Source organism: Candidatus Amarolinea dominans (assembly GCF_016704685.1).
GTDB lineage: Bacteria > Chloroflexota > Anaerolineae > SSC4 > Amarolineaceae > Amarolinea > Amarolinea dominans.
The window spans coordinates 104,334-121,527 of sequence record NZ_JADIZS010000009.1; the positions used below are offsets into that span (position 1 = coordinate 104,334).

Annotated in this window: 5 protein-coding genes; all 5 read left to right on the plus strand. The window is 68.0% G+C overall.

The genetic code is table 11. The features are described 5' to 3' along the window. Window positions 1-9 precede the first annotated feature (9 nt). The 5 genes from IPF85_RS07095 to IPF85_RS07115 all read left to right on the plus strand — a co-directional run bounded on the left by IPF85_RS07095 (window position 10) and on the right by IPF85_RS07115 (window position 17,032). Window positions 10-1,599, plus strand: a complete 1,590-nt coding sequence (locus IPF85_RS07095) for an alkaline phosphatase family protein (RefSeq protein WP_343407373.1) — start codon at window positions 10-12, stop codon at window positions 1,597-1,599. Between the two features lie 258 nt (window positions 1,600-1,857). Beyond that, on the plus strand, window positions 1,858-3,078 hold the full coding sequence (locus IPF85_RS07100; protein ID WP_343407374.1) for an MFS transporter: 1,221 nt from the start codon (window positions 1,858-1,860) through the stop codon (window positions 3,076-3,078). After that, on the plus strand, window positions 3,075-6,794 hold the full coding sequence (locus IPF85_RS07105) for a PAS domain S-box protein (protein ID WP_343407375.1): 3,720 nt from the start codon (window positions 3,075-3,077) through the stop codon (window positions 6,792-6,794). Before IPF85_RS07100 ends, IPF85_RS07105 begins: the two co-directional genes overlap by 4 nt. 9 nt (window positions 6,795-6,803) lie before the next feature. Further along, window positions 6,804-9,893 carry a tetratricopeptide repeat protein gene (locus IPF85_RS07110; RefSeq protein WP_343407376.1) on the plus strand — a complete coding sequence of 1,030 codons (3,090 nt, stop codon included), beginning with the start codon at window positions 6,804-6,806 and terminating at the stop codon, window positions 9,891-9,893. A gap of 11 nt (window positions 9,894-9,904) precedes the next feature. Further along, entirely contained in the window at window positions 9,905-17,032 is a 7,128-nt protein-coding gene (locus tag IPF85_RS07115) for a tetratricopeptide repeat protein (RefSeq protein ID WP_343407483.1), read from the plus strand. Window positions 17,033-17,194 lie beyond the last annotated feature (162 nt).

Below are 17,194 nucleotides of genomic sequence, written 5' to 3' on the forward strand. Positions count from 1 at the left end.
GAGAAACCTATGTCCAAACCACGCATTCTTGTTTTTGGCCTCGACGGAGGCTCGTTCAATTTTATCAGCGGTTGGCTGGCCGACGGCAAACTGCCCAACCTGGCGCGGCTCGTGGCGCAGGGGACGGCCGGGGAACTGGAGAGCAGCCTGCCGCCTGTCACCTCGCCGGCCTGGAAATGCTACGCCGCGGGCAAATACGCCGGCAAGCTGGGCGTCTTCTGGTGGCAGCAGCTCGACCCGCGCACGCGTGAGGTCATCACCCCCACCTCGCTCAGCTTCAAGAGCGCGGAGGTGTGGGATTATCTGAACCAGGCCGGCCTGCGCACCGGCGTCATCGGCGTGCCGCGCACCTATCCGCCCAAAGCGCTGAACGGCTTCATGGTCTGCGGCGGGCCGGATGTCAGCCAGACCGGCTACACCTCCCCGCCGGAGTTGGCGGCCGAGTTGGAGCAGGCGCTGGACTACGAGCTGAACATCAAGGGCGATTTCTTCGACGCCACCCAGGACAGCCCGGTGGTGCAGGAGGCGCTGGCTGTCATTGACAAGACCTTCGCCGCGGGCGCGTACCTGCACCGCAAGGACCCGGTGGATTTCCTGCACATCACCACGTTCGATCTGAATCGCCTGCAGCACTTCTTCTTCGACGAAGCGCCGACCCTGTGGGCCTGGCAGATCGTGGACAAATGGCTGGGCGAGCTGGCGCCGCAGTTCGACTACACCCTGGTCATGTCCGATCACGGCACGGCCAAAGTCGCCAAAGTTTTCTTCCTCAACGCCTGGCTGAAACAGCAGGGCTACCTCTTCACCCGCACCCGGCCGGCCGATCTGCTCTTCCGGCTGGGCCTCAACCGCACCACCATCAGCCGTCTGCTCGACGTGCTGCACCTCAAGCGCCTCTTCCCGTTCGAGCTGATGCGCCGCATCGCGTATCTGCTGCCCAGCAGCACCGGCGTCTTTGGCGAGTTTGGCAATCAAGCCGTGGTGCAGCGCGTGGACTGGACGCGCACCCGTGCGTTTGCCCTGGCGCAGGGGCCAATCTACATCAACCGCGACCTGGCGCCGACCGAGGCGGCCTACCAGGCCCTGTGCGCTGAACTGATCCAGGCCATCGAGGCCATCCGTGATCCGGAGACCGGCGCCCGCGTCTTCGTCAAGGTTTACCGCCGCGACGAGGCGTTTCAAGGCCCCTATGCCGCGGACGGGCCTGATCTGCTGGCCCTCAACGCCGATGAGTACCACAACCGGGCCGGGCTGGCGCAGCCCGATCCGTTCCAGGCGCACTGGCAGTGGAAGGGCAATAACCGCCGTTTTGGCATGTGCATCCTGCACGGCCCTGGCATCCGCCAGCAGGCTGAAATCAGCGGCGCGCGCATCGTTGACCTGGCGCCGACCATCCTGCACCTGGCGGATGTCCCCCTGCCCGATGATCTCGACGGCCGCGTGCTTGGCGATGCGTTCGAACCTGGCTCCGCGCTGGCGCAGCGGCCGCTGCGCTATCAGCCCAGCCTGACCGCCGCGGCCGGCCCGGACCACAGCGCCGACGCGGGCTACGACGCCGAAGTGGCCTCCCGCCTCACCGGGTTGGGGTACCTGGGGTAGGATGGCTGATACAGCGGTCTTCTGGTTGACTTATCGGGCGTTCCGCGTGATAATGAACAACGATATGGCGCGATTAGTCGGAGACCAGAGACCAGAGACCAGAGACCAGACGACGACGATGAATTGTTCTGCCACGAATTGCACGAATTGACACGAAAGGAAATTCGTGAAAATTCGTGTCATTCGTGGCAAAAAGAACCAGATTCCTCTGTCACGAATTGCACGAATTGACACGAAAAGAAATCAGGATAGGTGTTCGTGACTCATCTCTTCAGCGCCCTGCACAATCGGGAGTTCCGGCGCTACTGGGCGGCGCAGATGCTCTCGCAGAGCGGCGCGTGGATGCAGACCACCGCGCAGAGCTGGCTGGTTTATCGGCTGACCGGCTCCGCGCTGGCCCTGGGCGCAACCTGGTTCCTGCCGCTGCTGCCGGTGATCCCCCTCACCCTGCTGGGCGGCGCGCTGGCCGACCGCATGCCCCGCCGGCGCCTGATCATCCTGACGCAGAGCGGGCTGCTCCTGCAAGCCCTGCTCCTGACCCTGCTCACTGCGCTGGGGCTGATCCAGGTCTGGCATATCATGGTGCTGGAGTTCTTCCTGGGCGCGCTGGGCGCGCTGGACGTGCCGGCCCGGCAGTCGCTGCTGCTGGAAATGGTCGGGCCGGCCGATCTGCCGGGCGCGGTGGGGCTGAACGCGGCCGCGTTCAACGCCGCCCGCGTCATCGGCCCCGCGCTGGCCGGCATCCTCATCGCCCGCGTGGGCGAAGCGGGCTGCTTTGGCATCAACGCCGCCAGCTTCAGCATCGTCATTGTGACGCTCATCTTCTTGCGCTTGCCCTTCCCCGCGACGCTCGACCGCCGTGGCAGCCTGGGAGGGAGTGTCCTGGCCGGTGTTACCTATCTGCGGGGCCAGCCGGACCTCCTGCGCATGATCGGCATCCTCAGCCTGTGCAGCCTGGTGTTTGCCCCGTATGTGGTCGTGCCGGTGTTTGCGCGGGATGTCCTGCACGTGGACGCGACGGGCCTGGGCCTGTTGATGGCGGCCGTGGGCGTAGGCGCGGTCGTCGGCGGCCTGCTGGCGGCTGGCTACCAGGGGACGCGGCGCCTGGCCTGGTTGATCGGCGCCAGCCTGGTCTTCGGCCTGGGTCAGATCGCCTTTGCCCTCTCGTCAGCGTTTGCCCTTTCGGCCCTGCTGCTGGCAGTGGGCGGCGCCGCGTTTGTCGTGTCACAATCACTCACCAATTCGCTGCTCCAGTTGCACACGCCGGGCGAGTTGCGCGGCCGCGTCCTCAGCTTCTACGCCCTGCTCAGCATCGGCAGCGGCCGTTTGGGCGGCCTGCTCATCGGCGCCGGCGCCAGCGTATGGAGCGCCCCGTTGGCCCTGGCCGTTGGCGCCGCCCTGTGCCTGCTCGGCATTTGCGCTCTCTCCCCCCCTATGCTACTATCCCGCTCTAACCGTGACGGGCAAGGCTCAAGATGATCACTCTTTCTGCAGCAAGTGCGGGCGAGACCGACGATCGCCTGATCACCATTTTCGATACCGTCCCCGTGGCAATGGGGATCACCACCCTGGCGGATGGCCGCGTCATCGCGGTGAACACCTCTTTCCTGGAGATGTTCGGCTATCGCCGGGATGAGATAATCGGGCGCCGCACGAGCGAACTCAACATCTGGGCCAACTTGGGCGAGCGCCCGGCCATCGTGCAGCAGTTGGCCGCGGTCGGGACGCTGCGCAATCTGGAAATGTCCTTTCGCGCCCGCACCGGCGAACTGCGCCAGGCCCTGGTCTCGCTTCAACTCATTACCTGGGGCGGTGAATCCTGCATGCTCTCGGTCGTCCTGGACACTACCGAACAGAAACGCATCGAGGCCGAACAGCGTCTCCTGCAGACCATCACCCTGGACATTGCCCGGGCGGCTGATCTGGAGAGCGCTCTCAGCCTGGTGCTGCAGCGCATCTGTGAGGTGGGCGATTGGCGCCTTGGCGAAGCCTGGCTGTTCGCTGAAGACAAGACTGTGCTGGTGCGCGGTCCGGTCTGGCACTCTGACGATGACGCACTGGCCGCGTTTGCCACAGCCAGTGCGGATGTTGCCTTTGCACCGGGATTGGGACTGCCCGGCGTGGCCTGGCAATCGGCCGCCCCGGTCTGGAAACACGATGTCACACAAGATGAGAACTTCGCGCGGCGCGCCCTGGCCGAACGGGCGGGCCTGAAGACGGCCCTGGTCGTGCCTGTGCTGGCCGACGACCAGGTGATGACCGTGATCGCCCTGTTCTCCAGAGAGGAGCGCCCGCGCAATGCCCGTCAGATCGAACTGGTGGCCGCGGTGGCTGCACAGCTCGGCGAGGTGCTGCGCCGCAAGCAGGCTGAGGCGGCCCAAGCGCAGCGGTTGCACGAAGTGACCGCGCTGGTTGATTTGTCGGCTGCTCTCCAGTTGGAACTCTCCACCGATGAGATGACCGCCACCCTGGCTCGCCATGCCGAAACGGCCCTGGGCGCGGACAGCGTTGTCATCATGGTGCGCGACGTGACCGATGACCTGGTTGTCAAGCAAGGCCGCGGCCAGGCCGAATCCCTGGCCGGTCGCCGCTTTGCTCTGGAGGAGATGCCGGCGCTCTGCAGCCTGCGCGTCGGCGGTATCTGCCGCGGTCAGCCCGGCTGCCCGCTGCTGACTTCGCTGGACACGCAAGTGCAGGTGGCCTGCATTCCCATGTATGACGGCGCACGCATCATCGGCACGCTGCAAGTGGGCGTCCGGCGCTCCACCAAACTGAATGGGGACGATTTGCGCCTGCTGGGCGGCATTGCCAACCTGGCCAGCAACGCGCTGCGCCGCATCTCGTTATTCCAGCAGGTGCGGCTCTATCGCGACATGTTCGTCAGCGCGTCCGATGCCATGGTCATCACCGACCTGCGCACCATCGTCCTGGATGTCAACCCGGCCTTCGAGACCCTGACCGGCTACACGCGCGCAGAAGCCATCGGGCAAAAACCCAGTCTGCTGCGCTCACCGCACTCCACGCCATCCTTCTACGAAAACATGTGGCGCGACATTTTGGCGCAAGGCTCGTGGACCGGCGAGATCGTCAATCGGCGCAAGAATGGCGACCTGTGGCATTCCTATCAGTCCATCTCCACGGTGCGCGACGAGCAAGGTCGGCCCATCGCCTACATCGGCATTGGCCGCGATGTGACCCAGGCCAAACAGCGCGAACGAGAGTTGGCCGCCATTGCCAGCATGAGCACCGTGCTGCGAGGTGCGCGCACCCGCGCCGAGATGATCGAAATCGTGGTGGGCGAAGCCCTGGCGCTCTTCCAGGCTCGCGGCGCATCCCTTTCGATCTATGACCCGGGCACCAAGAGTCTGACGGTGGAGCTGGCGGCCGGAACCTGGGCCGCGGCCACGGGGATGCAGTTGGCGCCCGGTGCGGGCATCAGCGGGCAGGTGCTGGCGAGCGGGCAGCCCTACGTCAGCCCCGATGTGCGCACCGACAGCCGCCTGGCTCGTCCCGACCTGTTCAAAGGGCCGGAGTGGGTGGCCGCGGCGCCGCTCATCGCCGACGAAACGCCGGTTGGCGTCTTGAGCATCGGCCGCGCCGCACCTATCGGCTCGGCCGATCTGCGCACCCTTGTTGCCATTGCCGATATGGTAGCCCGCGCCTTGCAGCGCGTCACCTTGAACGATCAGTTGGCAGCCTACGCCGCGCAGGTGCGGGCCATCATGAACACCGTGCCCGATGGCATCCTCCTGCTGGACACCAACCTGCGCGTGGTGTTGTCCAACCCCGGCGCGGACAAGGCGTTGGCGCTGCTGGCGTCGTGGCTGCCCGAGCAGCGTTTGCTGGCCCTGGCCGGACAGTCCATCGAGGCCCTGCTGCAGACGCCCGACAGCGGACTGGCCCACGAACTGACCCACGCCGATCACGTTTTCGAGGTCATGGCCTGCCCGCTGCACAGCGCGCCAGGCGACGCCACGCCCGGCGCTGACGGTTGGGTCTTGATCCTGCGCGACGTCACGCAGGAACGCGCCGTTCTCAGCCGCGTGCAGCAGCAGGAACACCTGGCCGCCATCGGCCAACTGGCCGCGGGCATTGCGCACGATTTCAAGAACATCATCAGCGTCATCACCCTCTACTCACAGATACTGATGCGTGCCCCCCTGGCCGAACGTGACCGCCAGCGGCTCGTTACCATGAGCCAACAGGCCAACCACGCGTCCAGGCTCATCCAGCAGATTTTGGACTTCAGCCGGCGCTCGGCCATGGAACGCAGCGCGGTGGACCTCCTGCCGTTCATGAAAGAACTGGTCAACCTGTGGGAACGCACCTTGCCGGAGAACATCCAGATCAGGCTGAACTACGATGGCCCGGAGTACATCGTCAACGGCGATCCCACACGCTTGCAGCAGGTCCTGATGAACCTGGCCATCAACGCACGCGACGCCATGCCCCAGGGCGGCGTGCTGCGTCTCAAGCTCAGTCACGTGGACGTGGCGGCCGGCGCGCCGCCGCCGTTGCCCGAACTGACCCCGGGCGCATGGTTACGCCTGGCGATCAGCGACACCGGCCCCGGCATTCCGGCCGCGGCTCTGCCGCACATCTTCGAGCCGTTTTTCACCACCAAAGAGCGTGGAAAAGGAACCGGGCTTGGATTGGCCCAGGCTTACGGGATCGTGGCCCAGCACGATGGCTTCATCACCGTGGAAAGCCGGCCCGGTCAGGGCGCCACGTTTGTCATCTACCTGCCGCTCGTGGTCACGCTGGCCGCACCGGCCGCTGACAGCGCCGCGCAGGAGCCGCTGGTCGGGGGCCATGAAACCATCCTGCTCGTCGAAGATGAAGCGACTGCGCGCGAGGTCATAAGCGACACCCTGGATGCCCTGGGCTACAACGTCCTGGAAGCAGCCAACGGCCAGGCCGCGCTGGAAATTTTCACTCGCGACCCGGCCCAGATCGCACTCGTGCTGACCGACCTGGTCATGCCCAGGATGGGCGGGGTTGAGCTGCTTCAGGCCGTGCGGGCCGTGCGTCCGGGCATCAAAGTGGTTGCCATGACCGGCTATCCCGTCGAAGCCGAGGGGCAGTCCCTGCTGGCCCTGGGCATGGCCGCCTGGCTGCAAAAGCCCTTCAACTTCGAGGCGTTGGCCACCACCCTGCGCCGGGCACTGATCGGACAGGAAGCAGAGGAAGGCTAAACGCCGCCTGTGAGCGCTATCCTGACCCTTTTGCTGCTTCTCTCAACCCTTGCGCACATGCTCACATGGCTGCCGCCCGCGGTTGCCGTTGGCCTGGCCTATGGGCTGGTTTTGCTTTTCCCCGGCTGGCTGTTGACGCGCCGGCTGCTTCCTGACTCAACGCTTGATCCGTTGGAACGCCTGGGCCTGGCCTTTCCCTTCAGCCTGGCGCTTCTCATCCTCCCGGCCAGCGCCACCCTGGCCCTTCATCTCAACCTCAGCGCATTTCAATGGATCTTCAGCGGACTGACCCTCGTTCTGGTGATGCTTTCCAGAGGTCAGGGATCTGAGATCGGAGATCAGAGATCGGGTACGTGGAAGGCGAGAATTCGCCGCTTTTTAGCCTCCAATCTCCCCTTCTCCCCTTCTCCTCCTCTCCCCCTCTCCCCTTCTCCCCTTCTCCCCTTCTCCCCTTCTCCGGTCTCCGGCCTCCAATCTCTCCTCCTCCTCGCGGCCCTCGTCGCCGCGGCGTTGATCGCCAGCCGCGGCGGTTTGGACGGTGATCAGATCGCTTACCTGGGCTTCACGCGCCCCGTTTTCGACGATCAGCCGCTGACCGGCCTCGATCCTCTCTTTGGCACAGGCCTGCCCGTGCCGCCGCGCGCCGCGCTCAACCCCTGGGGCATCATTCCGGCCTTCCTGGCCCGTCTCAGCGGCGCTGACCTGGGCGACACCCTGGGCCGTTATCTGCCTGCGCTCCTCGTCCTGAGCGCCCTGGCCTCGCTCTACACCCTGGTCAAACAACTGACCCGGCGCCAGGACCTGGCCCTGTTTCTCACCAGCTTCCAGGTGCTCTTCTTCCTGGCCGCGCCCTTTCACCGCCACGGCAACCTGGCCTACGCCTTCTTCCGCCGCATCGTCTCCGATAAGTTCATGCTCCTGTTCGTGGTCTTGCCCGTGGCATTGGCCCTCGTCCACCGCGCCTTGCAGAACCGCCGAATGAATTCGGCGTCTGATACCCGCCGAATGAATTCGGCGTCTGATACCCGCCGAATGAATTCGGCGTCTGATACGCCAAACCTGCTAAAGCAGGTTGACGGAGACCAATCCGTCTCTGCGCCTTCGCGCCTTCGCGCCTTTGCGTTGAACTCCTCTGCGTCTTCGCGCCTTCGCGCCTTTGCGTTGAATCATCTCTCCCCCCCGCGCGACCTGCTCCTGGCCGCGCTCGGCAGCCTGCCCCTCATCATCCACCCCATTGATACCGCGTTCTTTGCGGTGGCTGCCAGCACGCTGGCCGGCCTGACCTGGTTGGTGCGTCCCAGTTGGGCCAGCCTGCGCCGCAGCCTCGGTGTGGGCGCCATCGTCCTGGCCCTGTTGATCGTCCCCTTCCTGCTGCGCCAACAGGTCGCAGAAACCCGTTCCGCCTATCTCTTCCCTGCGTCGTTTGCCAACCTGCCGCTGCAACAGGCGCCCGAACTCGTCCTGCCGTTCGTCTGGCAGGATGCCCTGCAGATGCCTGGCCCGCAGCCGTCCATCGTCACCCCGCCGCCGGGCGCGCCCAACCCCTTCTTGCTCTACCGTCTGTGGAGCCAGATCAACGGCCAGGGCCTCCTGATCTTCAGCCCGCAAAGCTACATGAGCCACCCCGACCTGCTCTGGGACGCCGGCACCCTCCTGGCGCTGCTCCTCGCGCCGCTGGCTCTCCTGCGCGTGCGCCGCAGCCCCCTGGCGCGCTTCATCCTGGCCACCACCGTCCCCTTTCTGCTGATCGCCTTCACCCCCTGGCTGGCGCCCCTCGTCGGCCGCGTGGTGACGCCCTGGATGCTCTACCGCTTCACCTGGCCCTTGCCCATCGCCCTCATCCTGGGCAGCGCGCTGTTCTTTGGCCTCCAATCTCCGGTCTCCCGTCTCCGGTCCCCAATCTCCCGTCTCCTTCCCTCCGCCCTCCTCATCCTCCTGACCCTCCTCAGCCTGCCGGCCATCCAGGGACGCATGCAGACCTTTGCGGCGACGCTCGACGTGCCGCGTAACCTGCCCGCCTCGGTCGTGACCGCGCTGCGGCAATTGCCCGATGACACCGTCATCCTCAGCGACTATGCGACCAACCAGGTCATCCCCGCTGCGGTCAGTCGTCGCTACGTCGTCGCCCACCGTTACACCACCACGAGTGAAGAATTCCCGGCCGCACGTCAGGCCGAAGCCATTCAGCGCGCCCAGGATGTGGACGCCTTCACCCGCGCCCGCTTCGTGGACGGGCCGCTGCTCGACACGCTGGCCCGCTATCATACCGATCTCATCCTGCTGCGTGACGCGCGTACACTGGCCTGGCAACTGCGCACCCTGGCCGCCAGCAGCCCCGCCGCCCCGGACTTGCAGGTCACGCGCCTCTTTGCCGGCGACGGTTTCGAGCTTTACCGCGTCATCTCCCCCACCGCGCCGTCGCTCGTCATCACCGGCAACACCCTGCTTGCTGAGCAGCGCTGGACCGAAGCCGCCGCCACTTTCCGCCGCGCCCTGGCCGCAGAAAACTCCGCCATCGCCTGGTACGGCCTCGGCCAAGCCCTGTTCGCCCTCTCCGACCTCGACGCGGCGCGCGACGCCCTCGTTCAGGCCGCCGGTCTGGGGACAGAGATTCGAGATCAGAGATCAGAGACCGGGTACTCGGAAGACGAGAATTCTCCGGTCTCCGGTCTCCCCTTCTCCCCTTCTCCCCTTCTCCGCTCTCCGGTCTCCCCTTCTCCCCTTCTCCCCTTCTCCCCTCCCGTCTCCGCTCTCCCCCCCTCCCCTTCTCCCCCTTCTCCCTCTCCCCTTCTCCCCCCCTTCTCCCCTTCTCCCCTTCTCCGGTCTCCGGTCTCCAATCTCCGATCATCCTCGCCAACCTGGCCCGCATCGCCGCGGCCCAGGCCAAACCGGAGGATGCCCTGGCCCTCTACGCCCGCGCGGTCGCCGCTGACAGCACGCACGGCGAGTGGTTTCAGGAGATGGGCGATCTGGCGCTGCTGCTCGACCGGCCAGACGCAGCCGCCGCGGCCTATGCCAGCGCGATCGGGGCCGCGGTCCCGCCAGGCACCCTCACCTATTTCAACCAATTGGCGCCGCTGCTGGGCAGCAAAGGCCTGACCGAGCCGGCCGTGCAGGCGTATGAGAGCGCCCTGCGCCTCTCGCCCAACGATCTCGATCTTCTGACCCCGTTGGGCAACCTGCTGCGCGATCGCGGCCGCCTGACTGAGGCCGAAGCCATCTTTCGGCGTGCGCTGGCGATTGACCCCACCGAGCCAGACGGCTACAGCGGCCTGGCTGTGGTCTACCATCGCCAGGGTCGCTACACCGAGGCGGAGACCTGGTACCGCCGCGCGGTCAACGTACAGCAGGCGCGCCTCGTCAGTCCGGTGGACACCCTGTTGGCCTGGGGTCAACTCGCCCAAACGCAAGGTCAACCCGAGCAGGCCAGGGCGCATTTCCAGGAGGTGATCCGCCTCGCGCCGCAAGATGCCCGCGCCTACATCGCCCTGGGCAACCTGGCTCTGCAAGGCGCCGATGCCGCGCCGACGTCCGGCGCGGCCTATCCAGCGCCTGCCATTTCGCTCACCTCGACGCTCACCGTCAGCCTGGCCTCGACGCAGGAAGCCGAAAATTGGTATCGCCGGGCCGTAGTCGCGGCTCCGCACGCGCCGGATGGCTTTGCCGCCCTGGCCCGTTTCCTTCAGAATCAAGGTCGCCTGGCCGACGCGCTCACCACCGCGCAGCAGGGCGTAGACGCCAGCGCGGTCGCCGCGCCCGGCGCGGATGAGGCTTTCCAGACCCTGGGTGACATGCAGCAGGCAGCCGGCCAGCTTGCGCAGGCCGTGGTTTCCTACAGGCGGGCCATCGAGATCAACAGCCGCAACGTCGGCGCGCATGTCAACCTGGCACGCGTCTTCATGCGGCAAGGAGAGCCGGCCCGCGCCCTGGCCGAATACCAGTCGGCCGTACGCGCTGCGCCTTATTCCGCCTGGGCGCTTTCCGCCCTGGCCTCGGCCCATGCCCGCGCCGGCGACACCAGCGCCGCACAGACTCATTACCGCCGCGCCATCGCCGCAGATCGAACCTATGTCGGCGCCTTCATCGCCCTGGCGCAGCTTCTTGCCTCCCAGGGCGACGCGGACGCCGCCATCGCCCTGCTGGCCGCTGGTCTGCAGGCCAATCCCGCCTCCGCAGCCCTGCTCAGCGCGCGCGGCGACCTGGAGCGCAGCCGCGGCGATTTCCAGGCCGCGCAAGCCACCTACCAGGCTGCCCTGGCCCTCGATCCAACTGCGTCCGGCGCGGCGACCAACCTGGCCTTGCTCTTCACCCAGCGCGGTGATCGGACACAGGCCCTGGCCGTAGCCCAGGCCGCGGTCAACGCCGCGCCCCTCTCCGGTGGGGGTTGGGTTCTGCTCGGCAACGTGCGCCGTGGTCAAGGCGACCTGCCAGGCGCCCTGGCCGCCTATCGCCAGGCCATCGGTGTGGCCGGCGGCTTTCAGGATGCTTACCTGGCGTTGGCCGACGCTCTGATCGTCAGCGGACAGCCCGCAGAGGCGGCCGCGGTTCTGGCGCAGGGCTTGCAGGCCGCACCTGGCCCGGAGCTTTACGTAGCCCTGGGCAACCTGGCCGCCCGCCAGCGCGATCCCCGGCCCACCGCGGCCGAACAGTTCGCCGCCGCGCTCGCGTCCGATCGAACCTTCATCCCCGCGTACATCGGCCTGGCGTCGGTCTCCGGGATCAGGACAGAGATTCGAGATCAGAGATCAGAGATCGGGTACGTGGGTGACGAGGAACGCGCCGTGGCGCTCAACCCGGCCTCGGCCTGGGCACGCGTCGCGCTGGCGGGCGCATTGCGCAGCCAGGGCGCGTGGTCTGAGGCCGAAGCCGCGTTCAAGCAGGCGCTGGTCGTCGAGCCGCTCTACAGCGCCGGCTACACCGCCCTGGCTGCCGCTTATTTGGCCCGCGGCGAGCGTGAGGCCGCGTGGGCCGTCTTACAGGCCGCGGCGCAGATTGCGCCGGCCGACGCCGCCGTGCAGAGCGCGCTGGGGCAGTGGTATCTACACGGCGGCCGCTATGACGAAGCGCAGGACGCCTTCATCCAGGCGCAGCAGCTCGATCACACCCTGGAAAGCGCACCCCTGGGCCTGGCCCAGGCCTGGCTGGCCGCCGGCAACCGCAGCCAGGCCCTGGCCGTGCTGACCGAGGCCTCCCAGGCCATCCCCACCAGCAGCGCCGTCTGGCTCCTGGCTGGCAACCTGCTCGCAACGCTCCCGGCCGACGTTCGCACCGAAAATCGGCCTGCCAGCACAGTTCCCCTGACGGCATCTCTCCCCATCGGCAATGTCGTTCTTGATCCTGCCGCCGCCTACCAGCAGGCCAGCCAGCGCGACGCCTCGCAGGCCGCGCCCTGGCTGGCCCTGGCCGCCTGGCGCCAACGCAGCGCCGACCCCGAAGGCGCACAGGCCGCCTTCGCCCAGGCCGCCGACCTCGAACCCCAGAATCCGACCGTCATCATCGCCCAGGCCGAAGCTCTCCAGGCCCAGGGCCAGATCACCCCGGCCCTCACCCTGCTGCTCGACGCGCACCAGCGCCTGCCCGGCTCCCCCGACCTGCTCGTCGCATTGGCTGGTCTGAGGGCAGAGATTCGAGATCAGAGATCAGAGATCGGGTACGTGGGTGACGAGAATTCGCCGCTTCCCAATCTCCAATCTCCGCTCTCCGCTCTCCCCTTCTCCCCTTCTCCCCTTCTCCCCTTCTCCAATCTCCGGTCTCCGGTCTCAGATCTCCTCTCCCCCCGCGCCCTGCTCGAACAGGCTCTGATCCTCAACCCAGCCAGCTCCGCCGCCAGCCTGGCGCTGGCCGAGCTGGATCGCCGGGCCGGCCATCTGCCGCAGGCCATCGCTCGCCTGCAGACCGCGGTGCAGCTCGACCCCGCCAACCCTGGCCTCCTGATTGCGCTCGCCAATCTGGAAGGCCGGCGCGATCCACAGGCCGCCCAGGCGCGGTTGCAAGAGGCCGTCCGCCGCAACCCCAGCCTCGGTTGGCCGCTGACCGCCCTGGCCGGCCGCGAGTTGAGCGAGGGTGAAACGAGCGCGGCCGAAGCCCATCTGCGCCAGGCCCTCCAGGTCAATCCTGCATTCGGCGGCGCCGCGCTCGTGCTCGGCCAGGCCCTGCAGCGGCAAGGGCAGAGCGCCGACGCCGAAACGGTGTTACGCGGCGCGCTCGCCTTCGATGCCACCAACGCCGCGGTCGCCGTGACCCTGGCCGACCTCCTGACCCGTCAGGGCCGCATCACCGAAACGTTGACCCTCCTGCAAGAAACCATCGCCAACAACCCCGCCGCCGCCGTCCCCCTCATCGCCCTTGGCAACTTCCTGCAAGACCATTTGTGGAAGGCGGATGATCTCCAATCTCCGGTCTCCGGTCTCCGGTCTCCAACCTCCGCCTACACGCTGGCTATGACGCGGGCGCCACAGAATGCGGACGCCTACATCGCCCTGGCAAACTGGTATCTGGCGCAGGGGGAGAGAGCGCACGCCTGGCAAACGCTGCAGCAGGGGCAGGCGCAGACCCCCAACGACCTGGGCCTGCAACTGGCCGTCGGGCAATGGTACCTGGGCGGCGCCGACACCATCAACGCCCGCGCCGCCTTCTCGCAGGCCGTCACCCTGGATCAGAGCCGCGCTGACGGCTGGATGGGGCTGGCGCAGGCGTGGCTGGCCGCGGGCGAGCGTACATTGGCCGCCCAGGCGTTGAGCCAGGCCATGCAGGCCGACCCCACCGACCCCGCGCCCTGGCTGGCCTACGCGCAGGGCCTGGCCGCGGGCCGCTTGCCCCCGTTGGCCGATGTCCCGGCCGAACCGGCCGCGGTCTACGCTCATGCCGCAGCGCTCGACCGTGCGCGCGCCGCGCCCTACCTGGGGCTGGCCGCGCTTTACCAACGTCAGGGCGCCTGGCCGCAGGTGCTGACCGCGCTCGAGCAGGCGGCGGCCCGCGAACCCGCGAACACCGCCATCGCCCTGGCGCGCGCCGCAGCCTGGCGCCAGCAAAATCGGCCCGACCTGGCCGTCACCGTCCTCACCCAGACCCTGCAAACCACGCCGGGCGCGCTCGACGTGCTGATTGCCCTGGCCGACATCACGCAGTCCACCGGCGTACCCGCCGAAAATCGCCCCGCCGCCTACATTGCCCTCATTACCCAGGCGTTGACCCTCGCGCCTGGTTATGCGCCGGCCATTGTTGCCCTGGCCCAGGCCGGGTCACGCGCTGGGCAGCCAACCGCCGCGTTGACCCGCCTGGCCGCGGCGTTGAACCACCGGCCCGGCGATGTGATCGTCGCCGTCGCGTTGGCCGATCTCTACCAAACGTTGGCCCAACCGGCCGCGGCCGCGGCTGTGCTGGTGGACATCCGCGGCCGGCAACCGGGCAACGTCAGCGCGGCGCTGGCGCTGGCCTCCCTCTACCGGCAGCAGGGTCAGGCGGAAGAGGCCCGGCAGACGCTCACGCAGGCGATCGCCATCGCACCGCTGTCGGCCGCGCCCTGGCTGGCGCTTGCCCAACTGGAAACCTCGGCCCCTGCCATCCGCGCCGCCTTCGCCCGCGCCGCGGCCGCTGACCCTGCTGACAGCGCCGCGCCCCTGGCCGCCGGTCAATTCGAGCTGACCCAGGGCGATTTACCCGCAGCCGCGGCCGCCTTCACGCGCAGCCTGGCCCTCAACCCCACCGGCCCCGCCGCCTACATTGCCCTCGCGCAGGTAGCCGAACGCCAGGGTCAAACGGCCGCCGCCCAGGCGCACCTGGCCGCGGCCGCCCTCGCCGCGCCCACCTCCGGCTGGGTACGCACCAGCCTGGGCAACGCCTACCGCAGCCAGGGTGACATCCCCCAGGCCCAGGCCGTCTATCGCGCCGCCATCACGGTGGAACCGACCTACCTCGGCGCGTACACGGCCCTGGCCGCGCTCCTGGCTGAGCAGGGCCGCTTCGACGAGGCCCAGGCGCTGCTGCAGACAGCCGCCGCGCTCGATGCCAGCGACCCCGCGCCGCTCATTGCCCAGGCGCGCACCGCAGAGATGGCCGGACAGGCCGACGCGGCGCTGCGCTCCGGTCGCGCGGCCGCCGCACGCGGCCCAGCCTCTGGTTGGGCCTGGGCCACGTTGGGCGATCTGATGCGCAACCAGGGCAAATTGGACGAGGCGGCGCGCCTCTACCGCACCGGTATCGGCGCCGATCCGCTTTACAGCGGGAACTACGTCAGCCTGAGCAGCCTGCAACTGGCGCAGGGCCAACCCGCGGCCGCGTCGTCCACCTTGCAGCAGGGCCTGCGCTTGGCGCCGAACACGCCGGCGCTGCTGGTCAGCCAGGGCAACCTGCTGCGGCGTCAAGATCAAGCCGACGCGGCCCGCCGCGCCAAGGCGGCCTATGAAGCCGCCATCGCCGCGGATGCCGGCAACGCCAGCGGCCTGCTGGCCCTGGGACAATGGTTCGAAGCGCAGGGCAATACGCCGGCCGCGCTCGCGTCCTATCAGGCCGCGGCCCGCCTGCCATCCGCCGCCGCCGCTGGCTTGACCGCGCAGGCCAACGCGCGGCGCGGGCGCGGCGAGATGGAACAGGCGCTTTCGCTCTATCGCCAGACCGGCGTTGCCGCAGAAAATCGCCCCCCCGCCGGCCCGGCCGACCTCTACGCCCCGGCGCTGACCGGGCTGGATCAGACCCTGCTCGCCCTGGGCCGCGGCGATGAGGGCCTGGCCGCCCATCTGGCCGCCGTCGCCCGACAGCCAACCTCCTCCGCGGCACGCGTCGCGTTGGGCGATGCCTACCGCCGCCGCGGCCGCCTGGCGGAAGCCCTCGCGGCGTACCAGGCCGGCCTCGACCTACAGCCGGGGAACCAGGCCGCGCTCGTGGGCCTGGCCGGCGCCCAGCAGGCCGACGGCCAATTGGCCGCGGCCGAGGCCACCCTGCGCCGCGCGGCCGCGTTGCGACCGGGCAATGCCGGCCTTTACATCGCCTGGGGAGATGTGCGTTGGGCCGCCGGCGACGCGGCCGGCGCACAGGCGCGCTTCGAGCAAGCGCTGGCCCTGGACGCCGGGCAGGCCACACCCCTGGCTCGCCTGGGCACCCTGGCGCAGTTGCAGGGCCGGCCGGCCGAGGCGTTGATCTTGTTCCAGGCCGCGGTGAAGGCGGATCCGCTCAACCTGGTGGGGGCCATCCAACTGGGGCAGGCGTTGGCGCAGGGCGGCGACTACACCGGCGCACGCGCGGTCTACGCACGCGCCGCCGCGCTCAATCGCAGCGCGGCCGTACCCCTGGTGTTGAGCGGCAACACCTACCTGGCTGAAAACGACCCGGCCGCGGCCATGTCCGCGTTCCAGGCCGCGATTCAGGCCGAACCGGGCAACGTCGCAGGTTACATCGCCCTGGGCAACCTCTATCGCCAGGACAAGCGCTACGACGACGCGCTGGCGCAGTTCGAGCAGGCGCAGCAGCTCAACCCCGGCGCAGGCTGGCCCTGGGAGGCGGCCGGCAATGTCCTGCGCCAGCAGCGTAAGCTGGAGGAAGCCGTCAGCCTCTACGAACAGGCCCTGCAGCGCGACCCGCGGCGCATGAATGCGGTCAATGCCCTGGTTGCCATCTTCAAGGGCTGGCGCGCCCTGCCCGATTACGCCGCCCGCTACGAGGCGCAGTTGGCGCAGGAAGGTCAGCCGGCCTGGATTCACGCCATTCTGGCCGGCATCTACCAGGCGCTCGATCAGATCGAGCCGGCGATTCGACATAACGAAGCGCTGCTGGTGGGCTACCCGGAGTACGCCGATCCCTATTTTGCCCTGGCGCGTTACTATCAACGCCGCGGCGACGGTCAGGCCGCGACCGCGGCCTGGCAGCACTACCTGGCGTTGATGGCCCAAACGGCCAGCGACGCGCGGCTGGAGGCGGAGGCTTCGCTGCAGCGGTTGAACCTGGTGACGATCGAATCGCCCGCGGCCGGCGCGCGCGTCAGCGGGCAGATCGCCTCCATTCGCATCATTGGCACGGCCGCCATCGAGAACTTCCAGTATTACAAGATCGAGTGGGGCGCCGGCGAGGCGCCAACCGACTGGAACCTGCTGGTCAATGCACCGACCCCGGTCAACCGCGGGCTGTTGGCAACCTGGAACACCGCGGGCCTGGCGCCGGGCGTCTACACCCTGCGCCTGACCGCGGTGGACATCACCGGCAATTTCCCGCCCCCCTACCTGGTGCGCGTGGAGGTGACGCGGTGAGAGGAGAAGGGGAGAGGCGGAGAGGCGGAGAGGCGGAGAGGCGGAGAGGGGGAGGCGGAGAAGGGGAGAAAGTGAGAAAGTGAAAAGGGGAGGAAGTGAAAAGTGCAATGCGTACCCGGAGGGTACGCAGAAAGCGCAATGCGTACCCGGAGGGTACGCGAG